This is a genomic window from Acinetobacter sp. DL27, assembly GCF_055810995.1.
On sequence record NZ_CM147947.1, the window covers coordinates 2,090,787 to 2,109,000 of the forward strand.

Annotated in this window: 13 protein-coding genes; 3 read left to right on the forward strand and 10 right to left on the reverse strand. The window is 42.0% G+C overall.

The genetic code is table 11. The features are described from left to right. Positions 1-38: 38 nt before the first annotated feature. From AC0KVP_RS10160 to AC0KVP_RS10170, 3 genes are all read right to left on the reverse strand, one after another. A complete protein-coding gene (locus AC0KVP_RS10160; RefSeq protein ID WP_473336449.1) occupies positions 39-1,010 on the reverse strand; it encodes a bile acid:sodium symporter family protein in 972 nt (323 codons plus the stop codon). Positions 1,011-1,177: 167 nt separating this feature from the next. Then, a complete protein-coding gene (gene gloA / locus AC0KVP_RS10165; RefSeq protein WP_473336451.1) occupies positions 1,178-1,579 on the reverse strand; it encodes a lactoylglutathione lyase in 402 nt (133 codons plus the stop codon). Positions 1,580-1,703: 124 nt separating this feature from the next. Then, on the reverse strand, positions 1,704-3,845 hold the full coding sequence (locus tag AC0KVP_RS10170) for an AmpG family muropeptide MFS transporter (protein WP_473336453.1): 2,142 nt from the start codon (positions 3,843-3,845) through the stop codon (positions 1,704-1,706). 181 nt (positions 3,846-4,026) lie between these two features. Between AC0KVP_RS10170 and AC0KVP_RS10175 the strand changes: the two genes are divergently transcribed. Continuing rightward, the gene (locus AC0KVP_RS10175) at positions 4,027-6,660 is read left to right on the forward strand and encodes a Lon protease family protein (protein WP_473336455.1); all 2,634 of its coding nucleotides are present in this window, start codon (positions 4,027-4,029) and stop codon (positions 6,658-6,660) included. Between the two features lie 55 nt (positions 6,661-6,715). On the opposite strand, the gene grxD is transcribed toward AC0KVP_RS10175, so the two are convergent. Further along, positions 6,716-7,057 (reverse strand): Grx4 family monothiol glutaredoxin, encoded by a 342-nt coding sequence (gene grxD / locus AC0KVP_RS10180; protein ID WP_004693588.1) that lies wholly within the window; start codon positions 7,055-7,057, stop codon positions 6,716-6,718. 162 nt (positions 7,058-7,219) lie between these two features. On the opposite strand from grxD, the gene AC0KVP_RS10185 reads away from it, so the two are divergent. Then, positions 7,220-8,431: an acetylornithine/succinylornithine family transaminase gene (locus AC0KVP_RS10185; RefSeq protein WP_473336458.1), complete on the forward strand. Its 1,212-nt coding sequence runs from the start codon at positions 7,220-7,222 to the stop codon at positions 8,429-8,431. A gap of 79 nt (positions 8,432-8,510) precedes the next feature. On the opposite strand, the gene sohB is transcribed toward AC0KVP_RS10185, so the two are convergent. The 5 genes from sohB to AC0KVP_RS10210 all read right to left on the reverse strand — a co-directional run bounded on the left by sohB (position 8,511) and on the right by AC0KVP_RS10210 (position 14,588). Beyond that, positions 8,511-9,473, reverse strand: a complete 963-nt coding sequence (sohB, locus tag AC0KVP_RS10190) for a protease SohB (protein ID WP_005399665.1) — start codon at positions 9,471-9,473, stop codon at positions 8,511-8,513. Positions 9,474-9,762: 289 nt separating this feature from the next. Beyond that, on the reverse strand, positions 9,763-10,677 hold the full coding sequence (pstB, locus tag AC0KVP_RS10195; RefSeq protein WP_004693593.1) for a phosphate ABC transporter ATP-binding protein PstB: 915 nt from the start codon (positions 10,675-10,677) through the stop codon (positions 9,763-9,765). A gap of 13 nt (positions 10,678-10,690) precedes the next feature. Beyond that, entirely contained in the window at positions 10,691-12,079 is a 1,389-nt protein-coding gene (gene pstA, locus AC0KVP_RS10200) for a phosphate ABC transporter permease PstA (RefSeq protein WP_259234255.1), read from the reverse strand. Next, positions 12,079-13,458, reverse strand: coding sequence for a phosphate ABC transporter permease subunit PstC (pstC, locus tag AC0KVP_RS10205; protein ID WP_005399667.1), 1,380 nt, complete (start codon positions 13,456-13,458; stop codon positions 12,079-12,081). Before pstC ends, pstA begins: the two co-directional genes overlap by 1 nt. Positions 13,459-13,562: 104 nt before the next feature. After that, positions 13,563-14,588 (reverse strand): substrate-binding domain-containing protein, encoded by a 1,026-nt coding sequence (locus AC0KVP_RS10210; protein WP_004693599.1) that lies wholly within the window; start codon positions 14,586-14,588, stop codon positions 13,563-13,565. Positions 14,589-15,111: 523 nt separating this feature from the next. Here AC0KVP_RS10210 and AC0KVP_RS10215 point away from each other — a divergent pair. After that, positions 15,112-16,011, forward strand: coding sequence for a SphA family protein (locus tag AC0KVP_RS10215; protein ID WP_473336461.1), 900 nt, complete (start codon positions 15,112-15,114; stop codon positions 16,009-16,011). 670 nt (positions 16,012-16,681) lie between these two features. Here AC0KVP_RS10215 and AC0KVP_RS10220 read toward each other — a convergent pair. Then, positions 16,682-18,214, reverse strand: a complete 1,533-nt coding sequence (locus tag AC0KVP_RS10220; RefSeq protein ID WP_473336463.1) for a pyridoxal phosphate-dependent decarboxylase family protein — start codon at positions 18,212-18,214, stop codon at positions 16,682-16,684.

The window sequence follows — 18,214 nt, forward strand, 5'->3', positions numbered from 1 at the left end:
CAAAAGCTAAGTTCCGAACTTAGCTTTTGTAAATTTTATTACTCATCCGTACTTTTTTTCGCCCAATAATTAGCAATAATCCCACACACCATTAACTGGATTTGATGGAAAATCATAATCGGTAGAACAATCATCCCCAAAGGCTGACCAATAAAGAGAATCTGTGCCATTGGAACACCACTAGCCAAAGTCTTTTTTGAACCACAGAAAAAAATGGTTTTCTGATCGGCACGGTTAAAGCCCAACCAACGTGGTAAAAACAATCCAAGCAACATAATAATCGTCAATAAGACCGAACACACAATAATCAATAGAATTAAAGTACCGACACTCACCTCTTGCCACAGACCCGCTACCACAGCACCGCTGAAAGCACCATACACCACCATTAATATCGATCCCTGATCGAATGCTTTGACGATGCTTGGCATTTTTTGCATATACGGAAATACATATGGTCGAAGTAGCTGTCCAAGGACAAAGGGAACCAACAGCAATAAGGTGATTTGAAGAATAGACGAGGTTGGATCAAAACCATGCTCTGCCTGCCCCAAAATGAAAAAGGCCACCATCACAGGGGTAATAAACATCCCGATCAAATTCGAGAATGACGCACTACATACCGCCCCAGCCACATTGCCTTGTGCGACCGAAGTAAACGCAATTGAAGATTGTACTGTCGATGGCAAAAAGCACATAAACAAAAAGCCCCAATACAACTCCTGCCCAAGTAGTGGTACCAATACAGGTTTTGCAAGCAAACCTAAAATGGGAAAAAGGATGAAGGTAAATGCAAAAACCAACGCGTGGAGTTTCCAATGCATCATGCCCTGAATCACGGCTTCACGGGATAGTTTAGCCCCATGCAAAAAGAATAATATCGCAATCGCGACCGTCGTCAGTACACCAAATACACTGGCCGCTTGACCTGAAACAGGGACAAAGCTGGCTAAGAGCACCATAACAAATAGCAATAATGTAAACCGATCGAGTGCCAATAGTTTCAACATACCAACATCCTGTCATTCCTCTAAAAATGAAAAAGCCCAGTGACTCATTTACCTTTGGGTAAATTCATCTTACTGAGCTATATAAATAAAGCTAGCATTTACAGGATATGTTCAATATTTTTTTAATTAATACTGTGCATATATGCTGCATATGACCTAATAACGGCTTAGTTATTGCGTGCATTATTATCTTGTTGAATCAGTTCAATTTTATAACCATCTGGATCTTCTACAAAGGCAATAACCGTTACACCACCCTTCATTGGTCCAGCCTCACGCACGATATTGCCACCGCGCGCTTTAATTTCCTCACAAGCTTTATATGCATCGTCTACTGCAATGGCAATATGACCATAAGCATTGCCCAATTCATAACTGTCCGTGTCCCAGTTATGCGTCAGCTCTAAAACCGTATGATTTTCCTCATCGCCATAACCCACAAATGCCAAAGTAAAACGACCTTCTTCATAATCACGCTTACGAAGTAAAGTCATACCAAGCACTTCAGTATAGAACGCCAAAGATTGTTCTAAATTGCCTACACGTAGCATGGTATGTAGCATGCGCATTGAATTTTCCTCATTATTTATTCTCAGCCACCCAATATAGGCAAAGCCGTCCTATATTTCAAACCTCCACCATAAAAAAAGCAGCCACAAGGGCTACTTTTTTAATTCGAGACAAATCGATGCTTTAACTTTGCTCAGCGGCATGCTCTCGTAGAAGTTTCGCTACCCAGACCACTAAGATTAAAATTGGGATCCCAATGAGTGTGGTCAGCAAGAAGAAATTTGGATAGCCAATATTAGACACAATTGTCCCTGAATAACCACCTAGAATTTTGGGTGTTAAAGTCATCAATGAACTAAAAATCGCATACTGAACCGCAGTAAAAGATACGCTGGTCAAACTTGATAGAAATGCAATAAATGCAGCACCAGCTAAACCTGATGCCAAGTTATCGACAATAATAGCAAAATACAGCCAGTTTGAACTATATTCTTTAATCACCTTCCCTTTAACTTCTAACTGTCCATCAACTGCTTTATTCAAATTAATCGGTTGAAGATCAACATCTAAAGTTACAGATTTTGCAGCTGCAGGATCCACCTGATAATTCAGCGCAGTGTGTTGTTGCGCACGCTCATTTTGCATCAATATGGCATTCAGCTTTTTAGAGTTTGAATCAAGAAGCAGTTGAGCAGGGATTGCTGCGCTAAACACACCTTCTTTGTCTAACTTTGCATCAAAGCTTTGACCATCTAAGCTCAATTGAATCCTTTGGTTTTCAGCCAGTGTAGCAAGGTATTGACCTCGTACCACGATACTTCCTTCAGACTCTCGTTGATCAATCACATTATCAGCCGTGATCGGAAGCAAGAGCAATGCCGTAGATGCACCCGGTTGACTAATATAAGGCAATGTGACCGAGACAGGCTGTGAAGTATCATTTTGAAAACTAGCCGTTGCAGTTAGACTTTCATTTGCCTGAAGCTGCTCGACAAGAACCTTAATTGTCCATGCACCTGTCTCATCCGCTTGCGCTTTGAAACTTTGCTCACCAACATTGATCACAACATCATTTAGAGGTTGTCCTGATTTGACCAAACCAATAAAAATAAGATTAGTTGAACTAGCTAAAATTGCACCGACAAACATCAACTTCATGATGTTCATGCGCTGTGCCAGTAGCCCTCCTAAAAAGCCACCAACCAAACTAAAAATCACCCCATAAACTTTCACTGCTTCAGCAATCTGCTCTTTGGTAAAGTTTAAGTCTTGATAAAACACATTGGAGATCACACCTGCAATAATGTCGGAAATACGATAAAACCCAATCAACAATAGCAATACCAACGCCAATTTCACGCCATAACGCTTAAAGAAGTCTGCAACAGGATTCACCCATGTTTCATAGGCCATTTGTTTGTTCACAGCACCCATTTTAACAAGGCTTGAACCTACCACAAATGCAACCGCACCAGAGCCAATAAAACGTAAAGCCTCAAAACAAAACAGTGCAAAACTATCTTTGATCGACCAGAGCTGAATCAGCATTTCAGTTAACTTGCCTGAATAAATATAGCTCAGTACAAAACTCACCACAGACACAAAGAAAACTGCCACTAAACGATAATAATCTACTCGTTTATATTCTTTACGTACCCGATCAACTTGTGGCTCACGTATACATAATGTGGTTGCAATCCCGACCAACATGACCGCCGCCATTGCCAAATACGTCCACTTCCATGCCTCATAAATATAGTTGCCCTTGGCTGTACCCAAATAAGCCGCTAAAAATAACGCGCCTGCACCCGCAACGATCATGCCGATGCGGTAGCCTGCGTTATAAGTTGAAGCCAACACTGTTTGCATTTGCGTTTCTGCAAGCTCAATACGATAGGCATCAATCACAATATCTTGTGTCGCAGCAGAAAAACCTAAAAGCACAGCACCCGCAGCCATTTGGTAAAGATAGCTCTGACCAAGAGACGGATCTGAAAAAGCCATGATAGAAATGGCACAGATAATTAAGAGTTGTGCGATCAATAACCACGCACGGCGACGACCCAATAATTTGGTCAGCACTGGTACAGGCAATTCATCGACCAAAGGAGCCCAAACAAATTTGAATGAATAACCCAGAGCTGCCCAACTAAAAAAAGTCACCGCGCTCTTATCAATACCTGCTTCCCCTAGCCATAAAGATAAGCTCGAGAAAATTAACAGGATTGGGATACCTGCTGAGAAACCCAAAAACAGCATGATCAACGCACGGCGATCTAAAAATGCAGTAAAGGCGGATTTCCATCCTGAAGATTGTGTTGTCATTACGTTTTTGTTGTCTTAAAACCAATGCTGCTATTCAAACCCTTAATACAATTTGTTTCAACCTGATTTATAAAATCAATGTTCTATTTTTGTCGACAAACACTGCTACTTTGCTTGATCTTTTTCATTAAACCTGTATACCTTTAAGTTTCTAACGCAATCTTTAGTTTCGGATTTCAAAGTGACCCAAAAACACGATCAAATGAGCTCTTCTTTATCTGTACCGCCCGCATTAAATAGTCAAGAAAATCCAGAAAACAACCTTAGTTCAGCATTTGACCAACCCGAAATTCAAACGACCTTAGCAAAGACACAACTTCAAGCAGAGCAACTGACGCACACCCCTGCTCTGGATAAGATTCCAGCCTCAACGCGTCGTATTAAACCGCTCAATAATTTTTTAGGGCAAGACCGCGCACGTGCTTCAGTTGAAGCAGGAATTTCCTTACCTTATTCTGGCTATAACATATTTGCCGTAGGGACAGCTGGCTTGGGCAAACGCACCATGGTCAAGCGTTTACTACAGCAACACGCCAAAAATATGCCGACACCGAACGATTGGGTTTACGTTTATAATTTTAAAAGCCCTCGTCAACCGATTGCTTTAGAGTTGCCTGCGGGTCAAGCAGTAAAATTTCAAACCATGTTACATCAAACATGGCAAACCACTTTAAAGCAGCTCGAGCGCCGCTTTACTGCTGAAACCTACCACAACCGTATAGAAGCCATTCGCCAACAAACGGGTGACGTTCAGCAACAAGCCTTGATTGAATTGACCCAAGAAGGCGAAGAACTCGACCTCAAACTGGTCTCTCGGAATGATGAGCACTGCTTTATCCCTGTCCAGTATGTAGACGATAAAGTATTGGAAATGACGCAGGCCGACATCAATGCTTTAAGCTCTAAAGAGCGTTCTGAAATTAATGCCAATATACGCCACATGGATAAAAAACTTGAACGTTTAGGCATGCATTTAGGCGACTTGGAAGAAGATGCCCGCGATAAAGTTCAAGTGTTGAACCGCGATATTGCCAAGCAAGTTTTATTGCCTAAAGTCGAACAGTTACTGACTAAGTTTGCTGAGGTTGAAGGCTTAAAAGACTACTTAAAATATTATGCTGAAGACATTATTAACAATGTCGAGGTGGTACTCGAACAAGAAGAAGATGACTTTACCCCAGGCCTGTTTAGTCGTATCCCTTCGCGCTACCAAGCCAATGTGATTGTGTCGCATAAACCCAATGCTGGTGCACCGGTTATTTTTGAAGACTTCCCCACTCACTACAATTTACTTGGCCATGTAGAGCAACTGACTCAACATGGCACTATCACTACAGATTTTACCTTAATCCGCCCGGGGACATTGCATAAAGCCAATGGTGGTTTTTTAATGTTAGAAGCAGAACAACTGCTTGAACAGCCTTATGCATGGCAAGGTCTAAAACGTGCTTTAAAATCAGGCCAGTTAAAACTTTCTTCACTTGAGCATATGTTGACACTGACAGGAAGTATCTCAATTGAACCTGAAGCAATCCCACTGAATTTGAAAGTGGTTTTACTGGCTGAACCTGAAATTTATTATGAAATACTTGAAGTAGAACCTGAGCTTGGCAGTGTCTTTAAAATCCGTGCCGACTTTACTGATACGTTGCAGCGTAATGAAGTAAATGAACAAGCCTATATGCAACTGATTGCAGACTATGTACAGGCCGATAAACTACTTCCTTTTGATCGATCTGCCCTTTCTGCACTTTTGACTGACTCTAGTCGTCAAGCCGAAGACCAAAGCTCCTTATCTCTACATGCCCTCACTTTGGGTGATTTGATTCGTGAGGCGCATCATCACGCCTTCCAATCAGGTGATAAAATGGTCTCGGATCAACACATTAATATGGCATTAGATCATCGTAAATATCGCTTAGGCTATTTACGTGAGCTCTATTGGCAGGATTTATCTCGTGGTACACAGCTCATCGAAACGCGTGGACACCGCCTCGGCCAAATTAACGCACTTTCTGTCATTCACTATGCGGATGTCGAGTTTGGCTTACCATCACGTTTAACAGCCTCTGTGTATCAAGGCGGTGGTGATATTCTAGATATTGAGCGTAGCGTCGAACTCGGTGGCTCTTTGCATGCGAAAGGTGTGCTATTAATGTCCTCGTTCTTAAAAGCACATTTCGGGCGTGAGCAAACGCTACACTTCTCTGCCGCACTTGCCTTTGAACAAAGCTATGGTCAAGTCGATGGTGACAGTGCTACGGTTGCTGAACTCTCCGCTTTAATCTCAGCGATTAGCCAACTCCCGATTGATCAGTCTTGGGCGATTACTGGCTCAATGAACCAATTGGGTCAAGTTCAACCGATTGGTGGTGTCAACGCGAAAATTGAAGGTTTCTTTGATGCATGTAAACTTCAAGGTTTAACTGGTAAGCAAGGTGTGATTATTCCACGTCAAAACATGCAACATTTAATGTTACGTAAAGACGTGATTGAAGCGGTTTCAAATGGCCAGTTCCACATTCATGCTATAGATACAATTGATCAAGCGCTTGAACTACTTATGGCTCGACCAGTCGGCACTTTAGACAAGAAAGGACGCTATACCAAGAAGTCTATTTATGCGGCTGTGATGGATCAGCTAGATTATTGGCAAGCCATTGAAGATGGTGCTGAGTTTGAAGAAGAGCCAAAGAAAAAGAAAAAAAAGAAGAAGGACAAAAAAAAGGCAAAGTCTGAAAAGAAGATAGTTGCAACTGAAAATGCAGCAGAACACACTCCTGAAGCCATAAGCACAGCAACTACAGCGGATTAACCCTTTCCCTCAAACAAAAAAAGCGCCTCAATGGCGCTTTTTTTACAACTGAAGATTAAGCTTCAGGTGCTGGACTATGCTGTTCAACTAAAGGTTGTAATTCACCTTTTTGGAACATATCTAGAATAATGTCACTGCCACCAATCAACTCACCGTTGATCCATAACTGTGGGAATGTAGGCCAGTTTGCAATTTGTGGTAACAAAGCACGAATATCTGGATTTTCAAGAATATTCACATAAGCAAACGGACGACCAATTTGACTAAGCGCTTCTACAGCACGTGCAGAGAAACCACATTGTGGAAACTGTGGGGTGCCTTTCATATAAAGAAGTACAGCGTGTTTTGCAATTTGGTCACGAATTAACGCTTCGGTATCGCGTGCTTGTTCAGTCATTGATCAATCCTCAACTAATCTAACCCGCATTATACCCAAAACGTAGAAAAACAGTATGCCTAAAGCAATATTTCGACTTTTATTTAGATTTAGGCTTTAAAACTACAAGCATAATTGCTTAATATTGGATTTCACTTACCCTCTAACAGATAAGAGTTAGTCATGAATAACATTACCCTTGCTCCTGTACAAACTGATCAACCCACTCATTTGATGCCAGTATTTGGCCGTCAGCCGATCAGCTTTGTCCGAGGTCGAGGCTCTTATCTGTACACTGAGGATGGTACTGAATACTTCGATGCACTGACGGGGATCGCAGTTTGTGGTTTAGGCCACGCACATCCTGTCATTGCAGAAGCGATTGCAGAACAAGCTTCAACGCTCATTCATACCAGTAACTTGTTTGAAGTGCCTTGGCAAACGGCTGCAGCACAAAAACTTGCTGAAGTTGCTGGCATGGAAGAAGTATTCTTTTCAAACAGTGGTGCAGAATCCAATGAAGGTGCAATCAAAATTGCTCGTAAATTTGGCTACATGCAAGGCATTGCCAATCCAAAAATCATTGTTGCAGAACACTCTTTCCATGGTCGTACCATGGCAACTTTATCGGCAACAGGCAACAAAAAAGTCCAAGAAGGCTTTGGCCCATTGGTTGAAGGTTTTATTCGTGTCCCATTCGGCGACATTGAAGCCATTGAAGAAGCTGCAATTCACCATCCAGACATTGTCGCAATCTTTGTCGAGCCAATTCAGGGCGAAGGTGGTGTCAACACTGCTCCGCAAGGCTTTAGCTATTTGGAAGAGATTCGTCAAATCTGCAATCAACACAACTGGCTGATGATGTTGGACGAAGTTCAAACAGGTAATGGTCGTACGGGCGAATACTTTGCCTACCAACACACCAACATCATTCCTGATGTACTTACCACTGCCAAAGGTTTAGGCAATGGCTTCCCCATTGGTGCGGTGATGACTCAAGGCCGTGGTGTAGGTGTGCTGACCGCAGGTAACCACGGTTCTACGTACAGTGGTTCAGCATTGGGTTCGCGTGTGGTGTATACCATCATCGACATTATGCAAAAAGAAAACATTGTACAAAATGCAGCTGAACAAGGCGCTTACATCGTAGAACAACTGCGTAACCAACTTGCCGATCAAAATGTGGTTGTACGTGGCTTTGGTTTGATGATTGGTGTGGAGCTACCAAAAGCATGTGGTGACTTGGTCAACATCGCTCGTGATGAATACCACACCATTATTAACGTTACTGCGGGTTCTGTAGTACGTTTACTGCCGACCTTGAATATTACCAAAGATCAGGCGGATCAACTGATTGAACGTCTAGTGAAAATGATTAAAGCGTACTTGGCTTAAGACAAAAAAGTCTGGTTCTAAAATTGCTTTTTGCATATTTCGGAACCAGACTTTTTGAAATGAATCGGCCAACTAAATATTAAAGTTTTGGATCACGCATTTGAACCAAACTTGCATTGGTTTTAGTTAAGGTTTCTATCACTTTATTCATGACTGCTGGTACCAAGGCATCTGCCATTTGCGCAGCTTGTAAGCCTAACTTCTCACCTAAAGTCGGTTTCTTACGCGTTGAGATGACATAAACATCATGATCGGTCAGCAAATTAAGCAAATAAGCATCTGAAGTTTGTAACTGATCGACCAAATTCAAATCTAAAGCATCTTGTCCATACCAGTGCTCACCTGTCGCCACTTTCTCAACATTGAGCTGTGGACGATATTTTTCAACAAAGTGTTTAAACAGCACATGCGTCTGTTGTAACTCTTCTTCAAACTTCGCCTTACCTTCTGCTGTATTTTCACCAAACATCGTCACTGTACGTTTATATTGGCCTGCTGTGTACAGTTCAAAATCGATATTGTGTTCTTTTAGCAGACGATTAAAATTAGGGACTTGCGCAACCACACCAATTGAACCGACAACCGCAAAAGGTGCAGCAATAATCTGATTGGCGATACATGCCATCATATAACCGCCACTCGCTGCAACTTTATCGACGCAGATAGTGAGATTGAAACCTGCATCACGTAAACGTACCAATTGTGCAGCAGCCAAACCATAACCATGCACCATACCGCCTGGGCTTTCTAAACGCACCACAACACGATCACGCCCTGCTTTGGCTGTCGCTAAAATCAAAGTAATTTCTTCACGTAAGCTTTCTACCGCTGTTGCCGCAGTATCACCTTTAAAATCTAGAATATAAACTTTTTGATTGGCTTTTTTACGGTGACGAGACTCTTTCGCTAACTGCTGAGTCAGTTGCAGTAACTCCAATTTAGAGGCTGTAGTTTGCGCAATTTTTTTACGTTGTTCATTAATACGCGCATTTAAATGTGTAATTCGAATTTCAGCGGGAAGTTTCGGTAAATGAAATAACATAGAAATTATATTCTCTAAAATAATACGTCGGTATATGACCTAGATTAGGTCAATGGCATTTTTTTTCAATAGCCATTTTTTGTTTTATTCTGTAATGCGTTATCTTTCACATTTAATCATTTATAAGCTGAGTCAATCCCACAGACAGCACATCTTCGCATTTATTGTCCAATATAACTGCAATACACAATGCCCATTATCGTGGCTATTTCATCACCAAACCAAATGCTCGCGTATAAAAAACAGAGCACTTAGGCTCTGTTTTTTCAAATATTTCAAGTTGTGCGTATTAACCGAAACGACCTGTAATATAGGCTTCAGTTAACTGATGATCTGGCTGAGTGAAGACTTTCTCGGTTGAGTTCACTTCAATCAAGTCACCTAAATGGAAGTAAGCGGTACGGTCTGATACACGTGCAGCCTGCTGCATCGAGTGCGTCACAATTGCAATCGTATACTGCGTTGAAAGCTCAGAAATAAGCTCTTCCACTTTCGCTGTTGCAATCGGGTCAAGCGCTGAACATGGCTCATCCATCAGAATCACTTCTGGACTTACCGCAATGGTACGTGCAATACATAAACGCTGCTGCTGACCACCCGACAAGCCCGTGCCCGGTTGGTTTAAACGGTCTTTGACTTCGTCCCAAAGGCCCGCTTTACGTAAGCTGTTTTCTACAATTTCTTCTAAGTCATACTTATCACGCGCCAAACCATGCAGTTTAGGGCCATAAGCCACGTTATCAAAAATTGACTTTGGGAATGGGTTTGGTTTCTGAAATACCATACCTACTTGAGCGCGAAGCAGTACCACATCTAGGTTTGGGTCATAAATATCTTGATTATCCAACATCACTTTACCCGTCACACGACAGCTATCAATGGTGTCGTTCATACGGTTCAAAGTACGTAAGAAGGTCGATTTACCGCAGCCCGATGGCCCAATAAATGCAATCACTTCATTTTCGTAGATATTCAGATCAATCCCTTTAATCGCTTCAGCTTCGCCATAGTAAACATGTACATCTGAAGTGCTGAGTTTGACTTGTCCTTGTGCCTGATCTTTCTTAGCAGAAGTCTGTGTATCAAACTGCGACACAAAAGAAGTACCCTGCTGACCTGAGGTCGTATTCGGGTTTGTAAATTGAGTGTGTTCTTGATTCACTGTTTGATCCTGATCTAAGGAATTTTTAACAACGGTATTCATATTTTGCCCTCACTTACCAACGGACTTCAAATTTCTTACGTAACCAAATTGCAATACTGTTGAGTCCAATCATCATTGCAAGCAGAACAATAATCGCAGCCGCTGTACGTCCTTCGAAGAAGTTACGCAGCTCATTACCTTGCCACAAGAAAATCTGTACAGGTAAAGCACTCGATTGATCAAATGGAGTTGTAGGTACACTTGCAACAAATGCACTCATACCAATTAATAACAGCGGTGCAGTCTCACCTAATGCTTGTGCTACACCAATAATTGCACCCGTTAGAATCCCCGGTAGTGCAAGTGGTAAAACGTGATGGAATACGGTTTGTACACGTGAAGCACCTAGCCCTAAAGCGGCCTGACGAATTGATGGTGGTACAGCTTTCAACGATGCACGTGTCGTAATAATCACCGTTGGTAAAGTCATTAAGCTCAGCACTAAACCACCGACCAATGGCGCAGAAAGCGGTAAATGCATCCAGCCAATAAAGATCGCAGCACCGAGCAAACCAAAGACAATCGATGGTACAGCGGCAAGGTTGTTAATGTTGACTTCAATGACGTCAGTGATCCAGTTTTTAGGCGCAAATTCTTCAAGATAAATTGCAGATGCCACACCAATTGGAATCGAAATAATGATCACGATCAGCATCATGAACAGCGACCCCATGAATGCCCCTGCTAAACCTGAAGTTGCAGGAGAACTACGCGAGTCTGGACTGACGAAGATGTTGGTATTGAAAGTATTTTCCATGACCCCTGAAGCTTTCATTTCATCGGCAAGTTGACGAACTTCTGGGCTCAACTGTTGCTGTTCATCAGGCAAGCTACGGTCAATATTTCCTGCGAGCCACACATCAACGTTTGCATCGGCAAGCACTTTAATGTCTTCTTTCTTACCGACCAATGATGGATCTTTCATCACCATATCACGTAAGCGATATGCTTCAGAACTGGTGTACAAAGAAGCCAAATCATCTCGTTTAGAACCAAGTGCTGGATCTTTTGCAATCATGGCATTCACGATTAAAGCATCCCAATCCACCATCCCCATTTCAGTTTGCCAAGCAATAAAACGCTCTTCAAACTGTGCTGGAGATTCACCTGCACGTTGTACAGGTTTTGCACCTGTCGTAATAATGGCAGGGTCAAAGTACACGGGTAAACTCATGCTACTTTGCCAAAAAGCAGGTAAGCCTTTCGATAAAATACTGCCAAAAAGTAGCGCGACAAAGAATAAACCTGCAATCACTGCTGAGAAACCAAAGAAACGAAAAGTTTTTTCTTTACGGTGACGTTTTGCCAATGAATTACTGATCGTTTGCTTACGCTTTTCTCGTAATTCTGCCGCATGTTGTGGATCAAATACTTGATCTGCTGTGCTATTAGAAGTCGTCATTAGTCGTATTGCTCACGATATTTACGCACGATGTACAGTGCAACAATGTTCAAACCAAGCGTAATTACAAAGAGTGTCAGACCTAGTGCAAATGCCACCAAAGCTTGCGGGCTTGCAAAGTCAGTATCACCTGTCAATTGGTTTACGATGGTAATGGTCACAGTTGAAATGGCTTCAAGTGGATTGGCATGCAATAAAGGACTGTTCCCTGCTGCAAGCACCACAATCATGGTCTCACCGATGGCACGTGACGCTGCAAGCAAGAACGCGCCGATAATGCCCGGAAGTGCTGCTGGTATCACCACCTGACGAATGGTTTCAGACTTTGTCGCGCCCAAACCTAATGAGCCATCACGTAATGCACGTGGTACCTGCGTGATAATGTCGTCAGACAGCGATGAAACGAAAGGAATAATCATGATACCCATGACGAAACCAGCAGTGAGTGCGCTAGTTGCGTTGATGTGTAAACCAACGGATTCACCAAGCATTTTAAAGAATGGGCCAATGATCATCAGTGCAAATACACCGTAAACAATGGTTGGAATCCCTGCGAGCACTTCAATGGTTGGTTTTGCCCATGAGCGGAAACCAGAAGATGCATATTCAGCAAGATAGATCGCGATCATTAAACCCACAGGGACTGCAACCAAGAGCGCAATACCACTGACCATTAAGGTGCCCCAAAGTAGCGGAAGCAAACCATAGCTGCCGTCTGCACTACCTGAAGTACTAAAGCCCGGGTTCCATTCTGTGCCAAAGAAAAAGTCGAGTGGGCTCACGAAGTGGAAGAATCGCATCGCTTCGCTGAACATCGACATCACGATACCAATCGTGGTTAGAATCGCGACACCAGAACAGAGCGCAAGTGCAACATTAATGGTTTTCTCAACTTGGTTACGCGCGCGGAACTGAGTTGCAATGCGCTTTTTCGCAGCGACTAAACCTGCCAGTGCCGCACAAATCACCACTGCAATTTTTGCAAATGTACCAATGCTTTGAAACTTCGCCAGTTGCTCCGCTGCAGCAAGCTCATACGCGGCTGGTGTGTCTGTGACACCAAAACCTGAGGCAATCGCTTCTACACGGTTAATCAACACATCCGTACTAGCAGCATCTAAAGTTGCAGCGACTTGTGCTGGCACGTGATTTAGTACCACATGGTTCAAAACATTTGGTTCAACAATATTCCAAACAATCAAAATTAAAAAAGCAGGGATACCGCACCACAAAGCCACTAACGCACCGTAATACCCCGGACGTGAGTGTAATTTTGCAGAATTATTTCCCTTACCTGCTAAGTTACGGCTCTGACTTAAGCCCATTTGATAGGCTATGGCGATCAGTGCCAATAACACACCTATAAGTAGCAGATTCATGTATTCTCCACGGTTCTTTCAATTTTCATTATTTGAAAAAACTTAATCCTAGTAAAAAACGTCAAAGGTAGGACTTGCCTACCGTTGACTGTTTCTACGCTTAATTACTTAACCGCTTTGCCTGCTTTGAAGTTCGCAAGAACTGCTGCACGCTCTTTGTCTGACATTGAGATCAAACCAGCTCGCTCAAGCTTAGAACCTTTACCCGATACTTTCTTGCTGATGAAGTATTCAGTGTATTCTTTTAAGCCTTTGATTGATTTCAAATGCTCACCCTTCACATAGAAGAATAGTGGGCGAGAAACTGGGTATGAACCATTCAAAATCGTCTTTTCAGATGGTGCAACATTGTTCACTGTAGCTACGCGTAACTTGTCACGGTTTTGGTCATAGAAACCTAAACCAAACACACCCACTGCACTAGGCGACGTTTTTAAACGCGCTAAAGTTTCAGTGTAGTCACCCGCAATCTCAATCACTTTGCCGTCTTTACGGAAAGTTGAACATGCTTTCTTTTGTGCATCTTTATCCATTGCTTTGATTGCTGCATAAGTTTCGCAGCCTGCATCAACCATTTTTTCTTGGAACACTTCACGTGTACCGTGGTTTGATGCTGGAATCACTAAAGTGATTGGTTCATTTGGAAGGCTTTTGTCAATTTGGTTCCAACGTGTATATGGGTTTGCAACCATTTTACCGTTAGAGGGTAACTGCGCTGCTAAAGCTGCATAGACGTGCTGTGGACGTAATTTGTAGGCTGCTTTGCTTGCATTTGAAGCGAACACAATACCGTCATAACCAATTTTGATTTCAATCACTTGGTTCACACCAGCTTTTTTACAAGCTGCTAATTCTGTATCTTTAATTTTACGAGATGCGTTTGCGATATCGATGGTGTTGTCGCCCACACCATTACAGAACTGTTTCAAGCCACCTGAAGAACCGCCAGAACCAACAACTGGTGCTTTAAATTGTGGGAAAGTATTGCCAAACTCTTCAGCAACAATACTTGCATACGGTAAAACTGTTGAAGAACCCGCAATTTGGATTGTGTCACGAGCTGCGTTTGCCGTGGTTGCTACAGCTGCCCCAGAAACTACTACTGCAAGTGCGATATGGTTTAAGCGCATATTTGTTATCTCACATATTAAACATTTTGGAGTACGCCACTTTTTATTCAGTCTTGTACTTTTTTGGATAACTGCATTTTGATTTCAGAATATGACAAGCAAGTTACAGCATTGTGACACTTTCATGATGTTTATTTTTATTTGTCCATGATTCGTTACACTTTGTTGTGTGACATTTTCTATAAACATACCGATAAATATCACACTACAGCACATGATTTAATAATTCATTTTTTTAAAGACCACTTTATTACAACACCACTTAAAAAACCAAAAAAAACCAAAAAACTGTTTAAAATCAACTATCAATAAATGAGGCATCAATATTCCCATCTTACTGATTTTAATATTTAATTTCATATAAAAACCCATCAAAAGGCGTTGCTGACAAACCAGACAGTGTGTATATATATTATACAGATACAAAAAAAAGATACCGTACAGCACCATCATTCTCATTATTACAATTAGAGGGTTCATCATGATTTATAGATTATCTTTTGCTCTACTCTTAACCACTAGCATGGTCCAAAATGCCCTCGCCGTTGAGGGTGGTATTGGGCGGCCCATTACAGGCATGCAAGTGCAGCCTTACAATGCCATCCTTCCCGCTGAAAATGGCGGTGTACTTACTCTCTCTAGTATTTATTATGATGGGGGGATTTCAAAATCTAAAGAGGTACCGATTATTGGTCAACTTAGTGCGGGTTTAGACTACAAGGTTTCTTATAACTTGATTAATGGTATCTTCGTATGGAACAGTACAGATAAATGGTCTGTCGCTACCACTGTTGGAATTCCCGTCCAATATACCGATATCCGTGGCTCAATCAATAATTTAGATGCGGAACAGTCAACCACCAAAATTGGAGATGCGGTCTTTTCTCCAGTTTCCTTCAACTACCACTTCAGCCCAGTAATGCATGGTTTATTTGGAGTTTCTATCTACGCACCGACTGGAAGTTATGATAAAAATATCGTGAGCAACGCAGGACAAAATACATGGACCTTTGTCCCTAATGTTGCATTTACTAAAATTTTCCCAACTGGAAATGCTGAAATCAGCACCAACATTGCCTACGAGATTTATACTAAAAACGATGCCACAGACTATGAAAATGGTGATCTTTTCCGAATGGACATTCTCGGTCTAAAACGTTTTGGTGACGTAGGTAGTGATGGATTAGGCGCTGGAGCAGTTTTTGGATGGATTCAACAGACTACGGATGACAAAAGTAACTTAGGTGATCGTTTTGACGGTTTTAAAGGTAAAGCCCTTGGTCTTGGACCTATCCTTACTTATGAGAAGAAATTAAGTGAAACCACCGCACTTTCTGCATCGTTTCGTGGCGTTTACGAGTTTGATGTTAAAAACCGCCCTGAAGGTGAAGCATACCAACTCACTGTAAATTATCAGTTCTAACCAAGCTACTATCACCTCAAATCAATCAAGCTGTGATCTATTATGGTCTGAGCATCCAATTCCACGAGGGAGAAAGTTCATAAAGGCTTTCTCTCTATATTCTTTAGAAAATCACGTCCGAATAATTGAAGTTTCTAGCAGTTTAAGAAACCAAAGTGTAAACAGATCGCATCTTTTGACCCAAATCTTCTCATCTATGCAAGATTTTAAAAATATGATTGCATCTTTCAGTAGACTATTGATATCTGATTATCACTGAGTGCGGAATTATAGTAAGCCCTTCTCTTTCTGCTCTTATTGTCAGAAATGCATTTGGTTATTAAGTAAACCATGCCATGAGTTAATTGTTTCAAAAGATGCACATACATCATCAATGATGAGAAAGATTTGCTTATACTTAAGGTTATTTTTTGATATTAAAACCATTAATGAAAATTATTTGCCTGTTGAAAATCAAAAGCCTGAATATTTAGCTTTAGTCTTAACTATTGAAGTTCATTTTCCTGAAAATCATAGTTCAAGCAGATATCGAAAACCACCTCACAGAAAAGCAAAGCATCTCCAACATAATTAAAATTAGATGCTTAGCTAGTAGTTATTATGCATTTTAATATTTGCAACACATAAAAAAGGAGCTGATATCAGCTCCTTTTTTAACACAAACAATCGATTAAGCAATTGCAGGTGTATAGGTTCCATCTGCGATTGGACCTTTGATACGATCCGCTTCTGCAAGGACAAGACCAAGCAGGTTCTTCACGTTATCTAAAGTCGCAACTGGACTTAAAGTCGTCATTTTCAATGATTGATTTTGACCTACTTTAGTTACGCCAATATTCGCTTCACCACGTGCAAACAATTCATCTGCAACGTTTTGGTTTAAGGTATCAAGTAATTCTACTGGGTAGCCTTCTGGAACCACACGGAACAATACAGATGCAAATTGTGGATCAACCAACATCTCTAAACCGGCAGTTGCATTGATATAATCAGCAACGTCACGAGTTAAAGTAACGCCGTGGTCAATCATAGAACCATACAGTTCTTCACCAAGCGCTTCAACAGTCATCCAAAGCTTCAACGCATCGAAACGACGTGTTGTTTGAAGTGACTTAGACACGAGGTTAGGCACGCCATGCTCTTCGTCATAAGCAGAGTTTAAATACTCAGCTTCATAGTGCATGAAACGATAGTTCGCTTCGTCTTTTAACAAGAACGCACCACAAGAGATGGTTTGGAAGTAATGCTTATGGAAATCCAGCGTAATGGAGTCAGAAAGCTCAATACCATCCAACATATCGCGATGATTGTTCGATAGGATTAAAGCACCGCCCCACGCCGCATCGATGTGCATCCACGCGCCATATTTTTTGGTGATTTCACGAATTTGCTTCAGTGGATCAATCGCACCTGCATCGGTTGTACCTGCAGTTGCAACTACACATGCCACGATTTTACCTTCAGCTTGAAGGTGTGCCATGGTTTTTTCAAGTGCATCCACATCCATCTGCGCGTTCTCGTTCACAGGAACGGTCACGACTGATTGGAAGCCCATGCCCATCATCGCCATGTTCTTTTGCACAGAGAAGTGTGCATTTTCAGAACAAATGACTTTGACGTTACGCATCGCATCGCCCGGCACGCCATCACGCTGTACAGACCACGGATTACCGTTTTCGTCTTTCCAGTTTTTCGCAATACATGCATCACGTGCAAGCAGTACACCCATCAAGTTTGACTGTGTACCACCAGAAGTGAACACACCAGCTTGACCTGCACCATAACCCACTTTTTGACGAAGCCAATCAATCAACTGAACTTCCATCAATGAACCTGCAGGACTTTGGTCCCACGAATCCATCGATTGGTTCGTTGCATTAATCAGCACTTCAGCAATTTGACTGGTCACCATAGTTGGGCAGTGCAAGTGCGCGAGCGAGTGCGGGTGATGGACTTTTAAGCTTTTGTTTAAGAAAAGCTCAACCATACGTTCAAGTGACTTTTGTACACCCAAACCTTCTTTAGAAGGATTAAATGCAATCGCACTGCGGAGCTCTTTAATGCTACCGCCTGTGTACATTTTGTCGTTTTGCAACCATGCTGCAACTGCTTTAGTCGCTTGATCCATTGCTGACGAGTAGTCAGCAATAGATGCAGCATCATTGCAGAGTAACGCCTTACGGTGTTCTGCAAAATCAACCAT